Source organism: Ferroglobus sp. (assembly GCF_015521575.1).
Classification (GTDB): domain Archaea; phylum Halobacteriota; class Archaeoglobi; order Archaeoglobales; family Archaeoglobaceae; genus Ferroglobus.
Genome location: NZ_WANY01000209.1, coordinates 1 through 14494 on the forward strand (window position 1 = coordinate 1; position 14494 = coordinate 14494).

General features: G+C 43.3%; 20 protein-coding genes and 2 tRNA genes. 9 read left to right on the plus strand and 13 right to left on the minus strand.

Going from position 1 to position 14494, the window contains the following annotated elements; all coding sequences use genetic code 11:
• Positions 1–427: 427 nt before the first annotated feature.
• The 6 genes from F7C14_RS08300 to F7C14_RS08325 form a co-directional block, all read right to left on the minus strand.
• Positions 428–498 (minus strand) — tRNA-Gly (locus F7C14_RS08300).
• Between the two features lie 47 nt (positions 499–545).
• Positions 546–992 (minus strand): Fe-S cluster assembly scaffold protein NifU, encoded by a 447-nt coding sequence (gene nifU, locus F7C14_RS08305; RefSeq protein ID WP_290901753.1) that lies wholly within the window; start codon positions 990–992, stop codon positions 546–548.
• A gap of 1 nt (position 993) precedes the next feature.
• The gene (locus F7C14_RS08310) at positions 994–2154 is read right to left on the minus strand and encodes a cysteine desulfurase family protein (protein WP_367114352.1); all 1161 of its coding nucleotides are present in this window, start codon (positions 2152–2154) and stop codon (positions 994–996) included.
• Positions 2155–2160: 6 nt separating this feature from the next.
• Positions 2161–2379 carry a sulfurtransferase TusA family protein gene (locus tag F7C14_RS08315; RefSeq protein WP_290901755.1) on the minus strand — a complete coding sequence of 73 codons (219 nt, stop codon included), beginning with the start codon at positions 2377–2379 and terminating at the stop codon, positions 2161–2163.
• A 67-nt stretch (positions 2380–2446) separates the two neighbouring features.
• Positions 2447–3196, minus strand: a complete 750-nt coding sequence (locus tag F7C14_RS08320) for a BtpA/SgcQ family protein (RefSeq protein ID WP_290901757.1) — start codon at positions 3194–3196, stop codon at positions 2447–2449.
• Positions 3193–3399: a helix-turn-helix domain-containing protein gene (locus F7C14_RS08325; RefSeq protein WP_290901760.1), complete on the minus strand. Its 207-nt coding sequence runs from the start codon at positions 3397–3399 to the stop codon at positions 3193–3195. Before F7C14_RS08325 ends, F7C14_RS08320 begins: the two co-directional genes overlap by 4 nt.
• 291 nt (positions 3400–3690) lie before the next feature.
• Between F7C14_RS08325 and F7C14_RS08330 the strand changes: the two genes are divergently transcribed.
• The gene (locus F7C14_RS08330; RefSeq protein ID WP_290901762.1) at positions 3691–4245 is read left to right on the plus strand and encodes a SprT-like domain-containing protein; all 555 of its coding nucleotides are present in this window, start codon (positions 3691–3693) and stop codon (positions 4243–4245) included.
• Between the two features lie 127 nt (positions 4246–4372).
• Here the strand turns inward: F7C14_RS08330 and F7C14_RS08335 are convergent.
• Positions 4373–4444: transfer RNA gene (locus F7C14_RS08335), tRNA-His, on the minus strand.
• 81 nt (positions 4445–4525) lie between these two features.
• On the opposite strand from F7C14_RS08335, the gene F7C14_RS08340 reads away from it, so the two are divergent.
• Both F7C14_RS08340 and F7C14_RS08345 read left to right on the plus strand, forming a co-directional pair.
• Positions 4526–5017: a YqhA family protein gene (locus F7C14_RS08340; RefSeq protein WP_290901765.1), complete on the plus strand. Its 492-nt coding sequence runs from the start codon at positions 4526–4528 to the stop codon at positions 5015–5017.
• A gap of 40 nt (positions 5018–5057) precedes the next feature.
• On the plus strand, positions 5058–5786 hold the full coding sequence (locus tag F7C14_RS08345) for a ZIP family metal transporter (RefSeq protein WP_290901768.1): 729 nt from the start codon (positions 5058–5060) through the stop codon (positions 5784–5786).
• Here F7C14_RS08345 and hisB read toward each other — a convergent pair.
• The gene (hisB, locus tag F7C14_RS08350) at positions 5767–6327 is read right to left on the minus strand and encodes an imidazoleglycerol-phosphate dehydratase HisB (protein WP_290901770.1); all 561 of its coding nucleotides are present in this window, start codon (positions 6325–6327) and stop codon (positions 5767–5769) included. The two genes, F7C14_RS08345 and hisB, sit on opposite strands and share 20 nt — an antisense overlap.
• Positions 6327–7037 carry a 1-(5-phosphoribosyl)-5-[(5-phosphoribosylamino)methylideneamino]imidazole-4-carboxamide isomerase gene (hisA, locus tag F7C14_RS08355; RefSeq protein WP_290901772.1) on the minus strand — a complete coding sequence of 237 codons (711 nt, stop codon included), beginning with the start codon at positions 7035–7037 and terminating at the stop codon, positions 6327–6329. The genes hisB and hisA overlap by 1 nt, the downstream gene beginning before the upstream one ends.
• Positions 7038–7231: 194 nt before the next feature.
• Here hisA and F7C14_RS08360 point away from each other — a divergent pair, with 194 nt between their 5' ends.
• From F7C14_RS08360 to F7C14_RS08375, 4 genes are read left to right on the plus strand one after another with little or no spacing between them, the layout of a single operon-like run.
• Positions 7232–7438 carry a winged helix-turn-helix domain-containing protein gene (locus F7C14_RS08360; RefSeq protein WP_290901773.1) on the plus strand — a complete coding sequence of 69 codons (207 nt, stop codon included), beginning with the start codon at positions 7232–7234 and terminating at the stop codon, positions 7436–7438.
• On the plus strand, positions 7435–8583 hold the full coding sequence (locus tag F7C14_RS08365; protein WP_290901775.1) for a radical SAM protein: 1149 nt from the start codon (positions 7435–7437) through the stop codon (positions 8581–8583). The genes F7C14_RS08360 and F7C14_RS08365 overlap by 4 nt, the downstream gene beginning before the upstream one ends.
• A complete protein-coding gene (locus tag F7C14_RS08370) occupies positions 8552–9103 on the plus strand; it encodes an ASCH domain-containing protein (RefSeq protein ID WP_290901777.1) in 552 nt (183 codons plus the stop codon). The genes F7C14_RS08365 and F7C14_RS08370 overlap by 32 nt, the downstream gene beginning before the upstream one ends.
• 23 nt (positions 9104–9126) lie before the next feature.
• A complete protein-coding gene (locus F7C14_RS08375; protein WP_290901779.1) occupies positions 9127–9783 on the plus strand; it encodes an adenylate kinase in 657 nt (218 codons plus the stop codon).
• Here the strand turns inward: F7C14_RS08375 and F7C14_RS08380 are convergent.
• Both F7C14_RS08380 and F7C14_RS08385 read right to left on the minus strand, forming a co-directional pair.
• Entirely contained in the window at positions 9772–10479 is a 708-nt protein-coding gene (locus F7C14_RS08380; protein ID WP_290901781.1) for an alpha/beta fold hydrolase, read from the minus strand. The two genes, F7C14_RS08375 and F7C14_RS08380, sit on opposite strands and share 12 nt — an antisense overlap.
• A complete protein-coding gene (locus F7C14_RS08385) occupies positions 10476–10838 on the minus strand; it encodes a helix-turn-helix domain-containing protein (RefSeq protein WP_290901793.1) in 363 nt (120 codons plus the stop codon). Before F7C14_RS08385 ends, F7C14_RS08380 begins: the two co-directional genes overlap by 4 nt.
• A 133-nt stretch (positions 10839–10971) precedes the next feature.
• On the opposite strand from F7C14_RS08385, the gene pyrH reads away from it, so the two are divergent.
• Positions 10972–11628 (plus strand): UMP kinase, encoded by a 657-nt coding sequence (pyrH, locus tag F7C14_RS08390; RefSeq protein WP_290901783.1) that lies wholly within the window; start codon positions 10972–10974, stop codon positions 11626–11628.
• On the opposite strand, the gene F7C14_RS08395 is transcribed toward pyrH, so the two are convergent.
• The gene (locus F7C14_RS08395) at positions 11625–12509 is read right to left on the minus strand and encodes a hypothetical protein (protein ID WP_290901785.1); all 885 of its coding nucleotides are present in this window, start codon (positions 12507–12509) and stop codon (positions 11625–11627) included. The genes pyrH and F7C14_RS08395 overlap by 4 nt on opposite strands.
• Positions 12510–12539: 30 nt before the next feature.
• The gene (locus F7C14_RS08400) at positions 12540–14003 is read right to left on the minus strand and encodes a DNA-directed DNA polymerase II small subunit (protein WP_290901787.1); all 1464 of its coding nucleotides are present in this window, start codon (positions 14001–14003) and stop codon (positions 12540–12542) included.
• Between the two features lie 19 nt (positions 14004–14022).
• On the opposite strand from F7C14_RS08400, the gene F7C14_RS08405 reads away from it, so the two are divergent.
• The coding region (locus F7C14_RS08405; RefSeq protein WP_290901789.1) for a signal peptidase I at positions 14023–14494 on the plus strand (472 nt) is incomplete at its 3' end.

Sequence of the window (14494 nt, forward strand, 5' to 3'; positions counted from 1 at the left end):
AAGCGGTAAAATTTTTGAAAGCTCTTAATTAAACTCCATAAAAACTACTTCAACGAGGATATTAAAAAAGGAGAAGGTCAGGAGGTGGCAAAAGAGACTTCAAAAACTCATCACTCAAGACTATGAGATTGAAGTTTTTACGAGATCGAAGATCTTGAAAACGTAACGTTTGGCAACTTTATATGCCGCTGTTCACTTTCTCGAATCGAATTGAGCTTGGTCAACGACATTTTAATGGGGCTGTGGAGTGAAGAGCTATTGAGATATTCGTAGATGTAAGATCGGCAAGAGCCAAAGTTGTTAGAGTTTGGAGAGTTCTGAAATCCTGGTAGTTGCTCCAAATTCGTTGACAACGTCTTAAAATCGATAAAACAGCAGATAAAACCGGCAATTGTTTTAATTGCAGGAGCTGACGTTACGCAAGTCATGCGCGGGCCGGGATTCGAACCCGGGCTAACGGCTCGGAAGGCCGTTGTCCTACCACTAGACTACCCGCGCTTGATTTAGAGTTTAAAAAGTATGATTAAAAAGGTTTCGGTAAAGGCTCAGACTTCGCAAACTTCTTCTTCGTGCTCCTCCTCTTCGCTCAGCTTATCCAGTCCAAGTCTTTTCAGCTCGTCAATTCTTCCCTGCTTTTTTAGGTAGTCTGCTATGGCTCTCTTCAAAGCCTCAGCTGCAAGGTTCGAGCAGTGCATCTTCTGAGGGGGAAGACCTCCTAAAGCCTCAGCCACCGTTTGTTTCGTAATTTTTAGAGCCTCTTCGAGCGTCTTTCCTTTTGCAAGCTCGGTTGCCATGCTGCTTGTGGCAATAGCAGCTGCGCAACCGAAAGTCTGGAATTTTATATCCTCTATTCTATCATCCTTGACTTTAATGTAGATCGTCATCATATCTCCGCAAACGGGGTTTCCGACAGTCCCAACACCGTCAGCGTCTTCGATAACTCCAACATTTCTCGGATTCCTGAAATGCTCCATTACCTTCTCGCTATACAAACTAACCACCTCCTTTCTTCTTTTTCAGGTATAAGGGGGACATCATTCTGAGCCTCTCTATTATCGGTGGCAGTTTTTCGAGGACGTAGTCGACGTCTTCCTCTTTGTTCCACCTTCCGAGGCTGAAGACGACGCTTCCGTGAGCTTCTTCGTGCTTTAAACCGATTGCCATGAGGACGTGAGAAGGTTGTAGAGTTTTTGACGTACATGCTGAGCCTGTAGAAGCTTGAATTCCCTCCATGTCGAGGCTGAGGATTATCGATTCTCCTTCTATGTAGCTGAACCTCACCGAAGCGTTGTTGGGTAGTCTATCGGTTGGGTGTCCGTTGAGGAACGTGTCTTCTATTTTTAGCAGTCCTTCGATGAGCCGATCTCTCATCTTTTTGAGTCTCTCAGCTTCGCTTTTCCACTCTTCCATCGTAATTTCAGCCGCTCTACCAAACCCTACTATCGCTGCAACGTTCTCAGTTCCTCCCCTAAGCCCTCTTTCCTGCCCTCCTCCGAGTATTATGGGATTAACTCTAACACCCTTCCTTATGTAGAGGGCTCCAACACCTCTTGGCCCGTAGATGTCGTTTGAAGAAAGGGTGAGCATGTCAACGCCAAGCCTTTCCACATTAACCTCAATCTTTCCCAAACTTGCAGTGGCATCGACGTGGAGGGTTACATCTTTTATGGCATCTCTAACCTTTTCGATGTCCTGAATCGTTCCGATTTCTGGATTGGCGTGTTGTATGGAAACGAGAATTGTGTCCTCTCTAACGAGATTTTCGAGTTCATCGAGTTTTACCTTCCCGTATCTATCTACGGGAGCGTAATCCACTTCGAATCCGTTTTTTTGAAGGAACTTTGCGCAGTTTATAATCGAAATGTGCTCTATAGCACTCACGATTATGTGCTTGCCCTTACTTTTGTTCCTCATAGCGTATCCAATTATAGCGAGATTGTTCGCCTCGGTTGCTCCGCTTGTGAAAACTATCTCGCTTGAGTCAGCGTTTATGAGCGAAGCTACTTTTCCTCTCGCTTCTTCCATTGCGTTTCTTGCTTCCAATCCTACGGAATGAATTGATGAGGGGTTTCCGGGATGCTTAAAGTAGGGAAGCATTGCCTCAACGACCCTTTCATCCACAGGACAGCCTGAAACGTAATCCATGTAAGGCACGATACATCACCCCTTTCTAATCACAATTCTGTAAATACCGTCTCTCTCTTCCACTTCCAATACTTCATGTCCCATCCTCTTAGCCCACTCTGGGATGTCTTTCTTAGCTGCAGGATCATCGGCGAGAACTTCTATAATCTCGCCTTTTTCAGCCTCCTCTACAGCTTTCCTCGTCATGTAAAGGGGCATTGGGCAGAACAACCCAATGCAGTCAACTTTCTTCATACTTAACACCGTTAAGTTTTAAAGTTATTTAACCCTTTTCCCGTAATGGTGCGAAATACCACAGGAGCTATAAATCTAACTCTCCTCCAAGCTTTTTCGCCTCTGAAAGGACTTGCTTCAGTTTTTTGCAGGAGTAATTTTCTCCCTCCTTCACGTACGTCCCGACTATGACACCGTCGGCATCGTAATTTCTCAAGTTTTCTGGAGTAGCACCGCTCCCGAGGATGACCGGCATGTCCACAAGTTCCTTTATTCTCTTTAGAATACCTGCCTCTGGAGGTTCGCCTGTCTTTTTTCCGGTCACAATTACCGCATCGCAGTAGGCTCTGTCGACGTTATCGATGAAGTCTTCGATTTTTGCAAGCTGTACGGAGTGTTTGACAGACAAATCTGCGAATATCTTAGCGTTGCAGTTCAGAAATCTCTTGTATCTTGCAATTTTCGCTGCGATCGGCTCTACAAATCCCTCCGGCATCACCGCTGGAAAAATCATCTGGTTCACTCTAATAAATTTGGCTCCTGTAGCTTTTGCTATGGCTAAGGCAGCTACGCCGTCGTTTCTCAAAACGTTTACTCCTACCGGAATGCTAATCTCTCTTACTATCTCCCTTACGATAACGCTCATAGAAGCTATGGTTTCCGGAGGTGCTTTAATGAAAAAAGGCTTATCATTGAAGTTCTCCACTATTATCGCGTCTGCTCCACAGTTTTCGATTAAAATAGCGTTTCTCACCGCATGATCTAAGCAATCTTCGAAGCTTAAAAAATTTGGAGAGCCGGGAAGCGGTTTTAAATGGAGAGATACTATGACTTTCATGCCTCGATAGCTTTCTTACCCTCCTCAGTAATTACCCACTTTCCTTTTTCGGGAGATTCTATCAAACCCTTCCTTTTCAGCGGAGCCAACCTGCAGCTTACTTTACTCGTCGGAACACCGAGCTTTTCTGCTATTTCCTTAGATGATGCGGCTCTTCCAATTTCTGCAAGAGCCTTCAAAATAGCCTTGTTCATGTCCTCCATGTTTGAATTTTGAACAGTGGAAGTTAATAAAGATATCCGATGAGAGAGCTATCGCACTCTTTGAGGGTAGCTTTTTAAATAAAAGAAGACAAAGCCTTAACTAACCTTAGGAGTTGCTTTTGCTCTTGCTGTTCTTGTCTTGCTCTCCGTGATGACTTATTTTATAGCTTTTCGAAGCTAAATGGCTTGATATTTGCTGCTTGAGGATAAACTGGAAGATAACTCTCGACAAAGCTGGTTGCGTAGCGCAAATCTCTAAAAGCTTGGATGATTTAGTAGTTGGGGGTTTGAATGCGGATTGTCGTTAAATCAAAGAGGATTCCAAAAAGACTTGAAGAAAAAGTTAGGAAGGTTCTCGAGCATTACTTTCCAGAAATTGACAGTGTTTCGCTTTACTACACTGGTTCAGCCTATGGTAAATACTTACGAGACTGGAAGATCGCTATAAATCCTGTGCTACTCAAGAAACCGAAGCGAGTTCTTTATCATACCGTAGCTCACGAGCTAACTCATCTGATTCAATGGCAGCAAGAGAAGATTAGACCAAAAGCTTTGAAAACTGAATATTCCTTTTTGTACGCTCAACGAATTCCGAAAGGAGAGAAAGCCTGCGAGATATGGACTTACGCCAGACATCCAGATTTGGTTGCTCCATCCTACTACCTCGGCTTGAAACCGAAAAAGCTGCCGAACTCGATAAAATCTTGGTGTACCGCCATGGAATTTTACGAAGAGCACAGCTTCGAGATCCACAACTTGGCTAAAAAAGCGATAGAGATGCGTAGGCAAGGGTTTAGGAGTTACATCAAATGGTTTTTAAATGAGCTAAATTCGATTTTTGGATGAAAGCTGGCAATATTAAATTTCGTCTTCTTTCGATCAATCTTCAAAAATTTGGTTTCGAGTTCGAAAGCTATTAGTGAGGAATATCGTAAACGTAGAATGCACGGAGTCAGCAACAGGTATCAGAAAGGGCCCGGACCGGGATTCGAACCCGGCTCCTGGGATCCACAGTCCCAGAGGATAACCACTACCCCATCCGGGCCAGTCGTATATTAATCCAAGCTTTGGGTATAAATCTCTTTTGAGTGTAATGTATTTATACGGGTAATTGGTTGAATGGGTTATGAAAAGAATTGTCGAGGTAACTGAGGAGACTCTTTGGCAATCGAGACTTCTCGTTCTTTTTGCGGTCTTTTCCTCGCTAATTGCATCTGCAGCTCTATTTATTATCGGAACTGTAATAACTTTAAATACGATTTTCAGCGTAACAGTCTCTTCTCTTGATCCAAAAAACGTCTATAGGGAAATTATAAGCTTGATAATAACGGCTATGGATGTTTACCTGATTGGAACGGTTTTGCTAATATTCTCTTTAGGACTTTACGATTTGTTCGTTAAGCCAATAGAAAAAATGAAAACTTCGAAAATTCTCTCTATTCCGTCTCTTGACGATTTAAAATCGAAATTGTTAAAGGTTGTTGTTATAGTTCTCGTAGTTACTTACTTCAAGTATGCCCTCGATTACGAATATACCACGCTTATTGAATTAATGCTCTTGGCTGGGGGAACTGTTCTTGTTGCGATTTCGGCATATCTAAGTCATAAAGGGGCTTGACATCGAGAGGTTTTTATTCACGATGAAATCTTGTGAAGACATGCTGGAATACATCCTTTTAAGCACTTTTGCGATAAGTCTCCTCTCTCTTGTGGGTATTTTCACGATAGCGATGAACGATGAACTCTTTAGGAAGATAATCTTCTTCATGGTCAGCTTTGCAACGGGAATTCTTCTCGGTGCATCTTTTTTACACCTAATTCCCGAAGCTGTGGAACACGTTGAAGCTAAAGCAGCCATGCTCGTCTTCATCCTCGGATTTTCGTCTTTTTACCTTCTTGAAAGAATCCTAAGGTGGAGGCACTGTCACGAAGATGAATGCAAAATCCATCCGGTGACTTATCTCGCGCTCATAGGTGATAGCGTTCACAACTTTGTCGACGGGATTATAATAGCGGCATCGTACCTTGTAGATTTTAAACTCGGCTTAATATCCACTTTCGCCGTGGCAGCTCACGAACTTCCCCAAGAGCTTGGTGACTTCTCTGTCCTCGTTTTTGGTGGCTTTAGCAAGAAAAAAGCCCTACTTTTTAACTTTCTAACAGCTTTAACAGCGGTCTTCGGTGCGGTTATCGGATTTTTCCTGTTAAGAGAAGATGTAACGAGTTATTTGCTCGCCTTCGCAGCGGGTAATTTCACCTACGTGGCAAGCAGCGATTTAATTCCAGAGCTTCATAAGGTGGCGGAGTTTAAAAGGTCTGCCGCAAGCTTTCTTTTCTTCGTTGTCGGGATATTCGTGATGTACCTTCTCAGTCAAGGACACCCTTAGTGCTTCTAACTCCTTTTCCCTTTTCGGTTGCCATTTTTATCGAGAGGGCTAAAGCTTTGAAAGAAGCCTCTATTTTGTGGTGAGAATTTGCTCCTCTAACTTCAAGGAACACGTTTATTCCGGAGTTTCTGCAGAAGGTATCGAAGAAGTGGACGACGTTTTCTCCTTTAATCCCCGCATCACCGAACTCCCCGTTTAAAACGAAAACGCCTCTGCCACTCAGATCGATTCCGCAGATTGCCACGCTTTCATCCATGGGAACTATCGCATATCCGAATCTTTTCAAACCCTCTTTACTCCCGAGAGCCTCTTTGAACGCTCTCCCGAGAGTTATAGCCACGTCTTCAACCGTGTGGTGCTCGTCGACTTCCAAATCTCCTTTTGCTCTCACAACAAGCCCGATTTCAGCGTGCTTTGCAAAGTTTTCAAGCATGTGATCGAGGAAGGCAATTCCAGTAGAAATCTCGTAATCTTCTCCGAAAAAGTCGACGTAAACTTCTACCTTCGTTTCCTTCGTTTCTCTACTAACTCTTGCTTTCATCACAACTCCTCCAGCTCTAAGAGCTCTTCAAATTTCACCTTGCCGAGGTATAAAGCAGATCCGATGACAACCCCACTTGCCCCTAACTCCTTTATTAGCTTTGCGTCCTCGTAACTGCTCACGCCTCCAGAGACTATCACATCTTTTTTGAGAGAAGCGACGACCTCTTTTATAAACTCCTTCCTCACGCCTTTCATCAACCCCTCAACGTTAACGTCCGTAAGCAAAAAAGAAACTTCGAGATCGTCAAAAAGCTTCGCAACTTCAATTGGAGAGAGTTCAGTTTTAGCTCTCCAGCCGTTAACGACTACTTTATCGTCCCTCGTGTCTATAGAAATGATAACTCTATTCGGATAATCTTTCGCAAGCTTTCTAACGGCTTCCGGCTCCTTCAAAGCGAGAGTACCGACTATGACTCTGCTAACTCCACTCTTTAGGAGTTTTTCCGCAATGTCTATGCTTCTAATTCCCCCTCCAACCTGAATTTCTGCCAATTCAGCTATTTTGAGAATAATGTCTTCGTTCTTCAGCTTACCCTCAAAAGCTCCGTCAAGATCGATCACATGCAAAGCCTTTGCTCCCTTCTCAACCCAAAACTCAGCAACCTTTACCGGATCATCTACGGAAAAAAGAACTTTACTCGGGTCACCTTGCTGAAGCTGGACGCATTTTCCGCCTTTTATATCTACCGCCGGGTAAATTCGGAACATTTACCTCCTCTTCTTCTTTCTTCTCCTATCTTTCATGCTGTCGAGCAATTCCTCGAATTCCTCATCACTCACTGGCTTTATGTCTGAGAGCTCCTCTATTTCGCTCCTCCTCCCCATAACCTCTTGAATTTTGAATTAAAGAGTATATAAAACCTGTGCTCAACGTTTTTATACAAGCGAAAACTATTAAATTTATGAGCCACGAAATTAGAGTTCTTGAGTATCTGATGCACGAAAAGTCGAAAATGGAGGATATGTCCAAAAACATGAGGATTCCCGAAGTGATACTCAAAAGTGTTTTAAGAGCCCTCGAAGAAAAGAAGCTTATAAAAGCGGAGGGGGATGTTTTTTCAATAACTGAGGAGGGTAAAAAGTATCTGATCGAGCTAAAGAAGCTATGATAACCGAATACGAGATTAACGGGGAGAAAGTATTCCTGATAAGGGGAATAATCGAGGTGAGGTTTGACAAGAGTAAGTATGAGAAACTCGCTAAGAAGTATCCGAAGGAGTACATTATCTCCTTCAGCGAGGAGAAGAAAGTTCTTCATCACACAACTAAGCGACCGCTCGTTTACGTAAGCAAGGAGAGCGGAATACCTTTGCTCGGACATGCCGCTTTCGGGATAATAGATAGGGGAACGAATTTAATTCAAGTTCGTCCGATAACCGGCTGCAACCTCAACTGCATATTCTGTAGTGTCGATGAGGGAAAGATCAGTAAAACCAAGAAAACGGACTTTATAGTCGATCCGGATTACCTGCTTGAAGAACTTAGGAAAGTTTGCGAGTTTAAAGGAAACGGAGTGGAGGTGCACATCGACGGACAGGCTGAGCCAATGCTTTATCCCTACATGAAGCAACTTCTTGAAGGTGTTGCGGAGATAAAGGAGGTTTCGGTAGTCTCCATGCAAACTAACGGAACGCTGATAAGTGAAAAGGTCGTGGAGGAGTTTGAGGGAATTCTGGATAGGTTCAACGTGAGCATAAGCGCGCTCGATCAAGAGCTTGCGAACAAAATCTATGGAACGAAATATCCTCTGAAAAAAGTACTTGAAGCTGCGGAGGCAATAGCTAACAGCAAAATAGATCTGCTAATCGCTCCGGTATGGCTTCCGGGAATAAATGACGAGGAAATTCCGAAGATTATAGAGTTCGCTCTTGAAGTCGGAGCCGGTAAGAAGTATCCTCCCCTTGGAATCCAGAAGTACATACCCTACAAGGGAGGGAGGAAGTTGAAGGACGTTATGAGCTTCAAAGAATTCTACGAAAAGCTGAGGAAAATGGAGGAAGAGTACGGAGTAAAGCTTGTTCTGTCTCCCAAGGACTTTGGAATAGAGAAGAGAGCGAGGTATCCTTCACCGATAAAGAGGGGAGATGTGTTCAGGGGAAGAATAATTTGCGAGGGAAGGAGTGAAGGGGAGAAAATAGCTGTTGTTAAGGGAAGGGTCGTAACAGTTTTAACGAACAAAGGTGTTGGCGAGGCGGTTAAGTTCAAAATCGTGAGGGACAAAGATGGAATCTTCCTCGCGGATGAAACATCTTGAGTTCAAAGAAAAGTACAAGGAACTTCTGCTTTCCGGGAAGAAAAAAGCCACAGTTAGAAGCTGGACCAACCTAAAAGCCGGTGATAAAGCTTTAGTTCACTGTGGAGGGAAGATAATAGGTATTGCTAAAATTCTGAGTGTGGAGAAGAAGAAAATTGATGAGTTCACGGAGAAAGATGCGAAATTAGAAGGTTTCAACTCCTTGGAGGACTTTCTGAGAGAAGTGAGGAACTATTACGGGAAAGATGAGCTTTATTTCATAAAATTCGAATTCGAGCCTTTTGAAAGGGAAATCGAACCCCACGAATACCATTACGAGGGATACGACATCGATAGAATAGTAGATGAAGCGCTTGAGAAGCTTGAGTTGAGTGAAAAAGAGAGAGAAATACTCCTTCTTTATAAAAAGTACGGAAGCATAAGGAAAGTGGCTAAGAAACTCGGAGGGTGGAGGAAGAGGGGAGAAATAAGGAAGGTAATAAGGAAAGCATTTAAGATGTTAAAAAATCAAAAAGTTTAATTGTTTCTTCTCCTTCTTCCTCCATGAACTTGATACTTCTCGGACCTCCGGGAGCTGGAAAAGGAACTCAAGCAAAAATGATCGTCGAAAAATACGGAATTCCTCAGATTGCAACTGGAGACATTCTTCGAGAGGCTGTTGCTAAAGGTACGGAGCTCGGAAGAAAGGCTAAAGAGTACATGGATAGAGGAGAGCTTGTTCCGGATGAGGTTGTCATCGGGATTGTTAAGGAAAGACTGTCCCAGCCGGACTGCGAAAAAGGATTCATTCTCGACGGATTTCCTAGAACCGTGAGGCAAGCTGAAGCTTTGGATGAGATGCTCGACGAAATGGGGAGAAAACTTGATGCGGTGATAAGCATCGAGGTTCCTGAAGAGGAGATTGTCAAGAGGATAGTCTACAGAAGAATATGCAAGCAGTGCGGGGCTGTGTACAACTTAATCTACAACCCGCCGAAAGTTAATGGGAAATGCGACAAATGTGGGGGAGAGCTTTATCAGAGGGATGATGACAAGGAGGATGTCGTTAGGGAGAGGTACAGAGTTTACAAGGAGCAGACGGAACCTCTGAAAGAGTACTACAAGAAAACGGGAATTCTTTACGAGGTTGATGGAACTAAAAGCATAGAAGAAGTTTTCAACGAAATCGACAGCATTCTGCAAAAAATTTCAAAGGGTTAATTCTTCAACACCCTCATCTACTTTTTTTAACCACTCAGCGATCTTTTCGAGAACTCTCTCGTTTCTCCTCAAGAAGTGATCTCCGTTTTTTACTATCAAGAACTTTTTCTTTCCTCTTGCTTTTCTATAAAGCTCTTCGGAGCAGTAGAACGGAACAACATCATCTTTGGTTCCGTGGACGAACATGAGGGGACATCGAAGATTCTCGACGGATTTTATGGGCTCTATTGAGTAAAACTCTTCGAGAAACTGCTTTTTAAAGCTTTCAAAGTCTTTTAATCCCCTCAAAGTGGACTTCAATCTTGCGTTAGCGTAAATTCTCTCCAACCCCTCTTCGCTAAACATTTCCGCCGAACAAGGTGACGCTACAGCTACTATTTTCTCTGCGTTCTCGAAATTTAAAGCTACAGCTCCTCCCATGCTGAAACCCAGTATCGAAACTTTTTCGAAATTTTCTGCAACCTCTTCGAGATCTTCAAGCCATTTTATTAGGCTAAAAGAACCTCTGCTTTTTCCAGTGCCAGTAAAATCGAAAATAACCGAAGGATAACCTCTTGAAGAAAAGAATTTAGCCACATCCAAGTAACTTTTATCCACAACGGAGCCCGGCTCGTAAGGTAAGCCGTGGCAGATGATCAGAGCTTCTTCTACGCTTAACCAGACCTTCTTGTTACTTACGTCTTTTTCTGCAATCATTTCAATCCTACGAGCTTTTCAAGTTCCTCTAAATCTTTCTCAAGTTTTTGTATCTCTTCCCTCTTCTTCCTAACGAGCTCGGAAACTATGTCTTTCAAATCGAGGGTGAGCTTGTAGCTCTTCAGCGGTCTTCCCTTGCCCTTCTTCTTTATCTCTCTATCTTTGACCCATCCCATTTCTTTTAGCTCTTTCATCGCTATGCTAACCTCTGGCTGCCTCAAGTTGGCTGCCCTCTCTATGTCTCTGGAAACAGTCTCTCCAACTTTGGACAGATAGACAAGTACTTTTGCTATGTTCTTATTCAATCCAGCCTCAGTGAGGAGTTCAACCAACCTTTCATCTTTTTCGGTGAACTCCATAATATCCACCGATTACAGTATAGTAAATCGAATATAAATATTTTGCCATTTACAAAATTTGAAAATAGAAAAGGAGTTAACAAATCCAAATATAATGCGGAAAAAATTTAACCTACTCCCATAACTACGTATGATGATCGTGGTTTCGATAGGAGGATCAGTACTGTTTTCAGATATAAAAGCTGAAAGAATAGCGGAATACGGGAAGGTGTTTGATGAGCATTCGGGAAAGGTTGCTGTAGTTGTTGGTGGTGGAAAGCTTGCGAGAAAATATATCGATGCTCTGAGGAGTTTGGGTGGAAACGAGGCTCTTTGCGATTACATGGGAATAGAAATAACGAGGATAAATGCTCTGCTTCTCGCTCAGTCGATTAAAAAAGCTCCTAAGGTGATCCCAAGAGACTTTCGTGAGGCTGAGATTCTTTTAAAGAACTACGATGTGGTTGTTATGGGGGGAACTTTTCCTGGACATACAACGGATGCGACAGCAGCTTTGTTAGCCGAGTACGTCAATGCGGAAAAGCTTATGATAGCTACGAACGTTGAGGGGGTATTCTCCGAAGATCCGAGGGTAAATCCCGAAGCCAAGTTGTTTGAAAAGCTATCTCCCGAAGAGCTTGTGGAGATAGTTTATAAAAGCAGAATATCGGCAGGAAGCAAGAGCGTCGTAGATTTGCTTGCGGCTAAGGTAATTGAAAGGAGCAAAATACCGACGTTAATATTCAACGGAACGGTGGAAAATCTAAAGAAAGCGTTGAGAGGAGAGAAAGTTGGAACAGAAATAATTTAAACTTTCCAGTCTTCTTTCTCTTCCGTTTTTCCTTCTTTCTTTTTGCTGTAGACGTAGAGAGAAACTCCAGCGAGAATTAAAACCGCTCCGACAATGAGGAAGGGATTGAATCCTCCTTGCTTCTCTTCTAATTTAACTTCCGATCTTTCGAATTTCACTTCTATGGTTTTCCCTTTTGAGAGGTTTGTGGCTGTGTAGATGTTGTAGGTCGAACTTCCGAGAGCGCGAGTTCCCGCAAAACTCAAGTCGTCTGAAATTGCGTTCACATCCGGAGGTAAAAAGAGAACGAGTTGTTTCGTGTCAAGCTCCGAGTTCAACGTCATCTCGTTGGAATCGAGGAGGTAGTAATAAACTGCTCTGATGCTCGCATTTGGTGGGATTACAACGTTCTTGTAAACGACTTTATTGTCAACCACTGAAAAATCTTCGAGTCTTCCAGTAAATTCCAGAATTGAGAGGTTTTTCGCATCTCTGGGAATTGTCTTTTCCAAATCTCCCCTGAAGAATTTCTGGGTGGGGTTATAAATCACGTCGATTTCCACGACTTCTCCCCTTCCTACGATAACGTGTCTGTTCAGGTAGAATAGGGATGAGATGTCGTTCATTTCCTCGAAACTAAGCTCAAGCGTTGTGTCGTTAGTTACGTTGACGTTTTTCACGATGCTTAGATTGTTGTATATCGTTATCACGTGATAATTTCCGGGCTTTATCGGGAAAGTTACGGATGAATTTTGGAAGGTTTTGTTGATCGAGAAGTTCTCCCCAAAAATTTGAACGCTTACTGCCCCTCCTTTATAGTTTAGAATGTTTATTGTAAGGTTTTGGGCGTTAGAGACTGATAAGAGCAAGATTAAAGCTAAAGCAAGCGCTATCGCTCTCATTTTTCGAACTCTTCTTCAAGTGTATAAAAATTATTCGCTGTAGAATCTCAACCTTACAACTTCCCCTCCCGGCTGGTAGACAGCCACTATACCCGGCATGGGATTTAAATTCACTTTTTTCTGGAACTCTGTTTGGCTTTGCCAAGTGGAGGAGCAAACGACGAAAATTCCGCGATAAAAGCCGGTGCCGTAAGTGTGAACGTGTCCGGAGTGAAGCACATCTGGAACCTCGTCAATCACGAGGTAGTCTTCTTTTTCTGGAGCGATCGGAACTCTCTCCCCGTACATTGGCGAGAGATGTCTCCTTTTCAGAAGTTCAAAGAGAGCCTCCTGAGGCTTGGAGTACTCCAACCTGTTAATCTTCGATATTAAGTCGTCCAAACTCCTTCCGTGGTACATTAGAACTTTAACTCCTCTTACGTCTATCATACTCGGGTTTCCAACGCAAACGACGTTGTTGGAAAACAGGCTTGAGAACTCCTTTGGTAAAGCCGGTTGAGGTTCGGCTTGCCTCACCGCATCGTGGTTTCCGGGGGAGACGATTATTTTCACGTCTTTCCTTATCATGTCAAAGTATTCGGCAGCGGTTTCGTACTGCTGGTAGATGTCCACAATTTCCAACTCTTTTTCCTGCTCAGGATAAATTCCGACACCGTCTACGACGTCTCCAGCAACGAAAATATATTTAACCTGTTCAGCCAACTCTACAAGCTTTTCATTTCCGCTCTCGCAGTTTATCCAGCTAACGAACCTCTCCCACTCCTCTTTGAGGAAAGTTTTGCTGCCGAAGTGAATATCGGAGATGAAAACGATCCTGAAGTTTCTCTTCTTCTTCCCGTTGTTTATCGGGACGTCAGGAAAAACGATTCTGTCAGCGATAATCCTATTTCCGTTTATGGTTCCGGAAACTCCAATAACTTCGTCTCCTATTAGCTCCATGGCTTCCTCTTTTATTTTTCCGGTAGCGAGAATGCTGACGATTCCGGTTTTATCTTCAAGCTCAATCACCGCCGTGTTCTCGTTAACTTCTCTTACGTCATTTACAATTCCGACGACATCAACTTTCTCGGCTCTAAGCTTCCAGAGGGAAGAAATTGGAACGGGATTTACTCTTCCCCTCAAAATCCTCAGAATTTTTTCGTAACGGGAGTTGAAATAAGCTACGAAGTCCTCTACATCTCCTCTGCAGGTGGATCTGCCGGTAACATCCTTAAGAATTTGAAGTTCTCCGTAGCTCTTTTCCTCTCTTTTTTCGGTCTCCTTTTTCACAGTTATGGTCTTTAGATACCTCTCTCTGGCTCTTTTTTCAGCTTCCCTTATATCTTCAGCCGTTATTATGAATTTCCCATCGCAGATCCTCTGGAGTTCTTTGAGAAGGTCATCAATACCGATGCTGCAGTTCCTCAGCTCCTCAACTGCCGAGGGATGGAGGTTGTAGCCGTAGACAGCAAATTTCTTAACCAGAAACTTTGTGTCGATAGTTTTAATTACCATTCGTTCTCACCACGAGCTAATGAATCTGAAAGGGCTAATCAAAGATGTAGTCTCAACGTTAATTACTGTTGCGGTTATAGCTGCTGTGGGATATATTTTAACCGGCGCTTGGCCGTTTATGGTGGCTGTTCAGTCTGGAAGCATGGAGCCTCACATCCACAAAGGGGATGTGGTAATTCTCGTGGGTAAGGACAGGACTAAGATCGTGACCTACGAGGAGGGAATGAAGATAAACTACAAGAGCTTCGGCAGCTACGGGGATGTGATAGTTTACTATCCAAACGGAGACACAAGCAGAACTCCCATAATTCACAGAGCTATAAGATGGGTCGAGGCTGGTGAAAAACTTCCCGGGGGAAGTGTGGCGAAGCACTCCGGCTACATAACAAAAGGAGATGCGAATTCCATGTACGATCAGCCTTTTATCTCTCAGCCAGTAAAACCGGAGTGGATTATAGGCGTGGCGAAGTTTAGAATTCCATACATAGGAT

Bases quoted from the DNA above. Each gene is read 5' to 3' on its own strand.
- hisB (WP_290901770.1), bottom strand. From the start codon at position 6,327: ATGAAAGCAAGAGTTAGTAGAGAAACGAAGGAAACGAAGGTAGAAGTT.
- hisA (WP_290901772.1), bottom strand. From the start codon at position 7,037: ATGTTCCGAATTTACCCGGCGGTAGATATAAAAGGCGGAAAATGCGTC.
- F7C14_RS08365 (WP_290901775.1), top strand. From the start codon at position 7,435: ATGATAACCGAATACGAGATTAACGGGGAGAAAGTATTCCTGATAAGG.
- F7C14_RS08385 (WP_290901793.1), bottom strand. From the start codon at position 10,838: ATGGAGTTCACCGAAAAAGATGAAAGGTTGGTTGAACTCCTCACTGAG.
- F7C14_RS08330 (WP_290901762.1), top strand. From the start codon at position 3,691: ATGCGGATTGTCGTTAAATCAAAGAGGATTCCAAAAAGACTTGAAGAA.
- F7C14_RS08375 (WP_290901779.1), top strand. From the start codon at position 9,127: ATGAACTTGATACTTCTCGGACCTCCGGGAGCTGGAAAAGGAACTCAA.
- F7C14_RS08320 (WP_290901757.1), bottom strand. From the start codon at position 3,196: ATGAAAGTCATAGTATCTCTCCATTTAAAACCGCTTCCCGGCTCTCCA.
- F7C14_RS08345 (WP_290901768.1), top strand. From the start codon at position 5,058: ATGCTGGAATACATCCTTTTAAGCACTTTTGCGATAAGTCTCCTCTCT.
- F7C14_RS08395 (WP_290901785.1), bottom strand. From the start codon at position 12,509: ATGAGAGCGATAGCGCTTGCTTTAGCTTTAATCTTGCTCTTATCAGTC.
- F7C14_RS08360 (WP_290901773.1), top strand. From the start codon at position 7,232: ATGAGCCACGAAATTAGAGTTCTTGAGTATCTGATGCACGAAAAGTCG.
- F7C14_RS08370 (WP_290901777.1), top strand. From the start codon at position 8,552: ATGGAATCTTCCTCGCGGATGAAACATCTTGAGTTCAAAGAAAAGTAC.
- F7C14_RS08340 (WP_290901765.1), top strand. From the start codon at position 4,526: ATGAAAAGAATTGTCGAGGTAACTGAGGAGACTCTTTGGCAATCGAGA.
- F7C14_RS08315 (WP_290901755.1), bottom strand. From the start codon at position 2,379: ATGAAGAAAGTTGACTGCATTGGGTTGTTCTGCCCAATGCCCCTTTAC.
- F7C14_RS08380 (WP_290901781.1), bottom strand. From the start codon at position 10,479: ATGATTGCAGAAAAAGACGTAAGTAACAAGAAGGTCTGGTTAAGCGTA.
- pyrH (WP_290901783.1), top strand. From the start codon at position 10,972: ATGATCGTGGTTTCGATAGGAGGATCAGTACTGTTTTCAGATATAAAA.
- F7C14_RS08400 (WP_290901787.1), bottom strand. From the start codon at position 14,003: ATGGTAATTAAAACTATCGACACAAAGTTTCTGGTTAAGAAATTTGCT.
- F7C14_RS08325 (WP_290901760.1), bottom strand. From the start codon at position 3,399: ATGGAGGACATGAACAAGGCTATTTTGAAGGCTCTTGCAGAAATTGGA.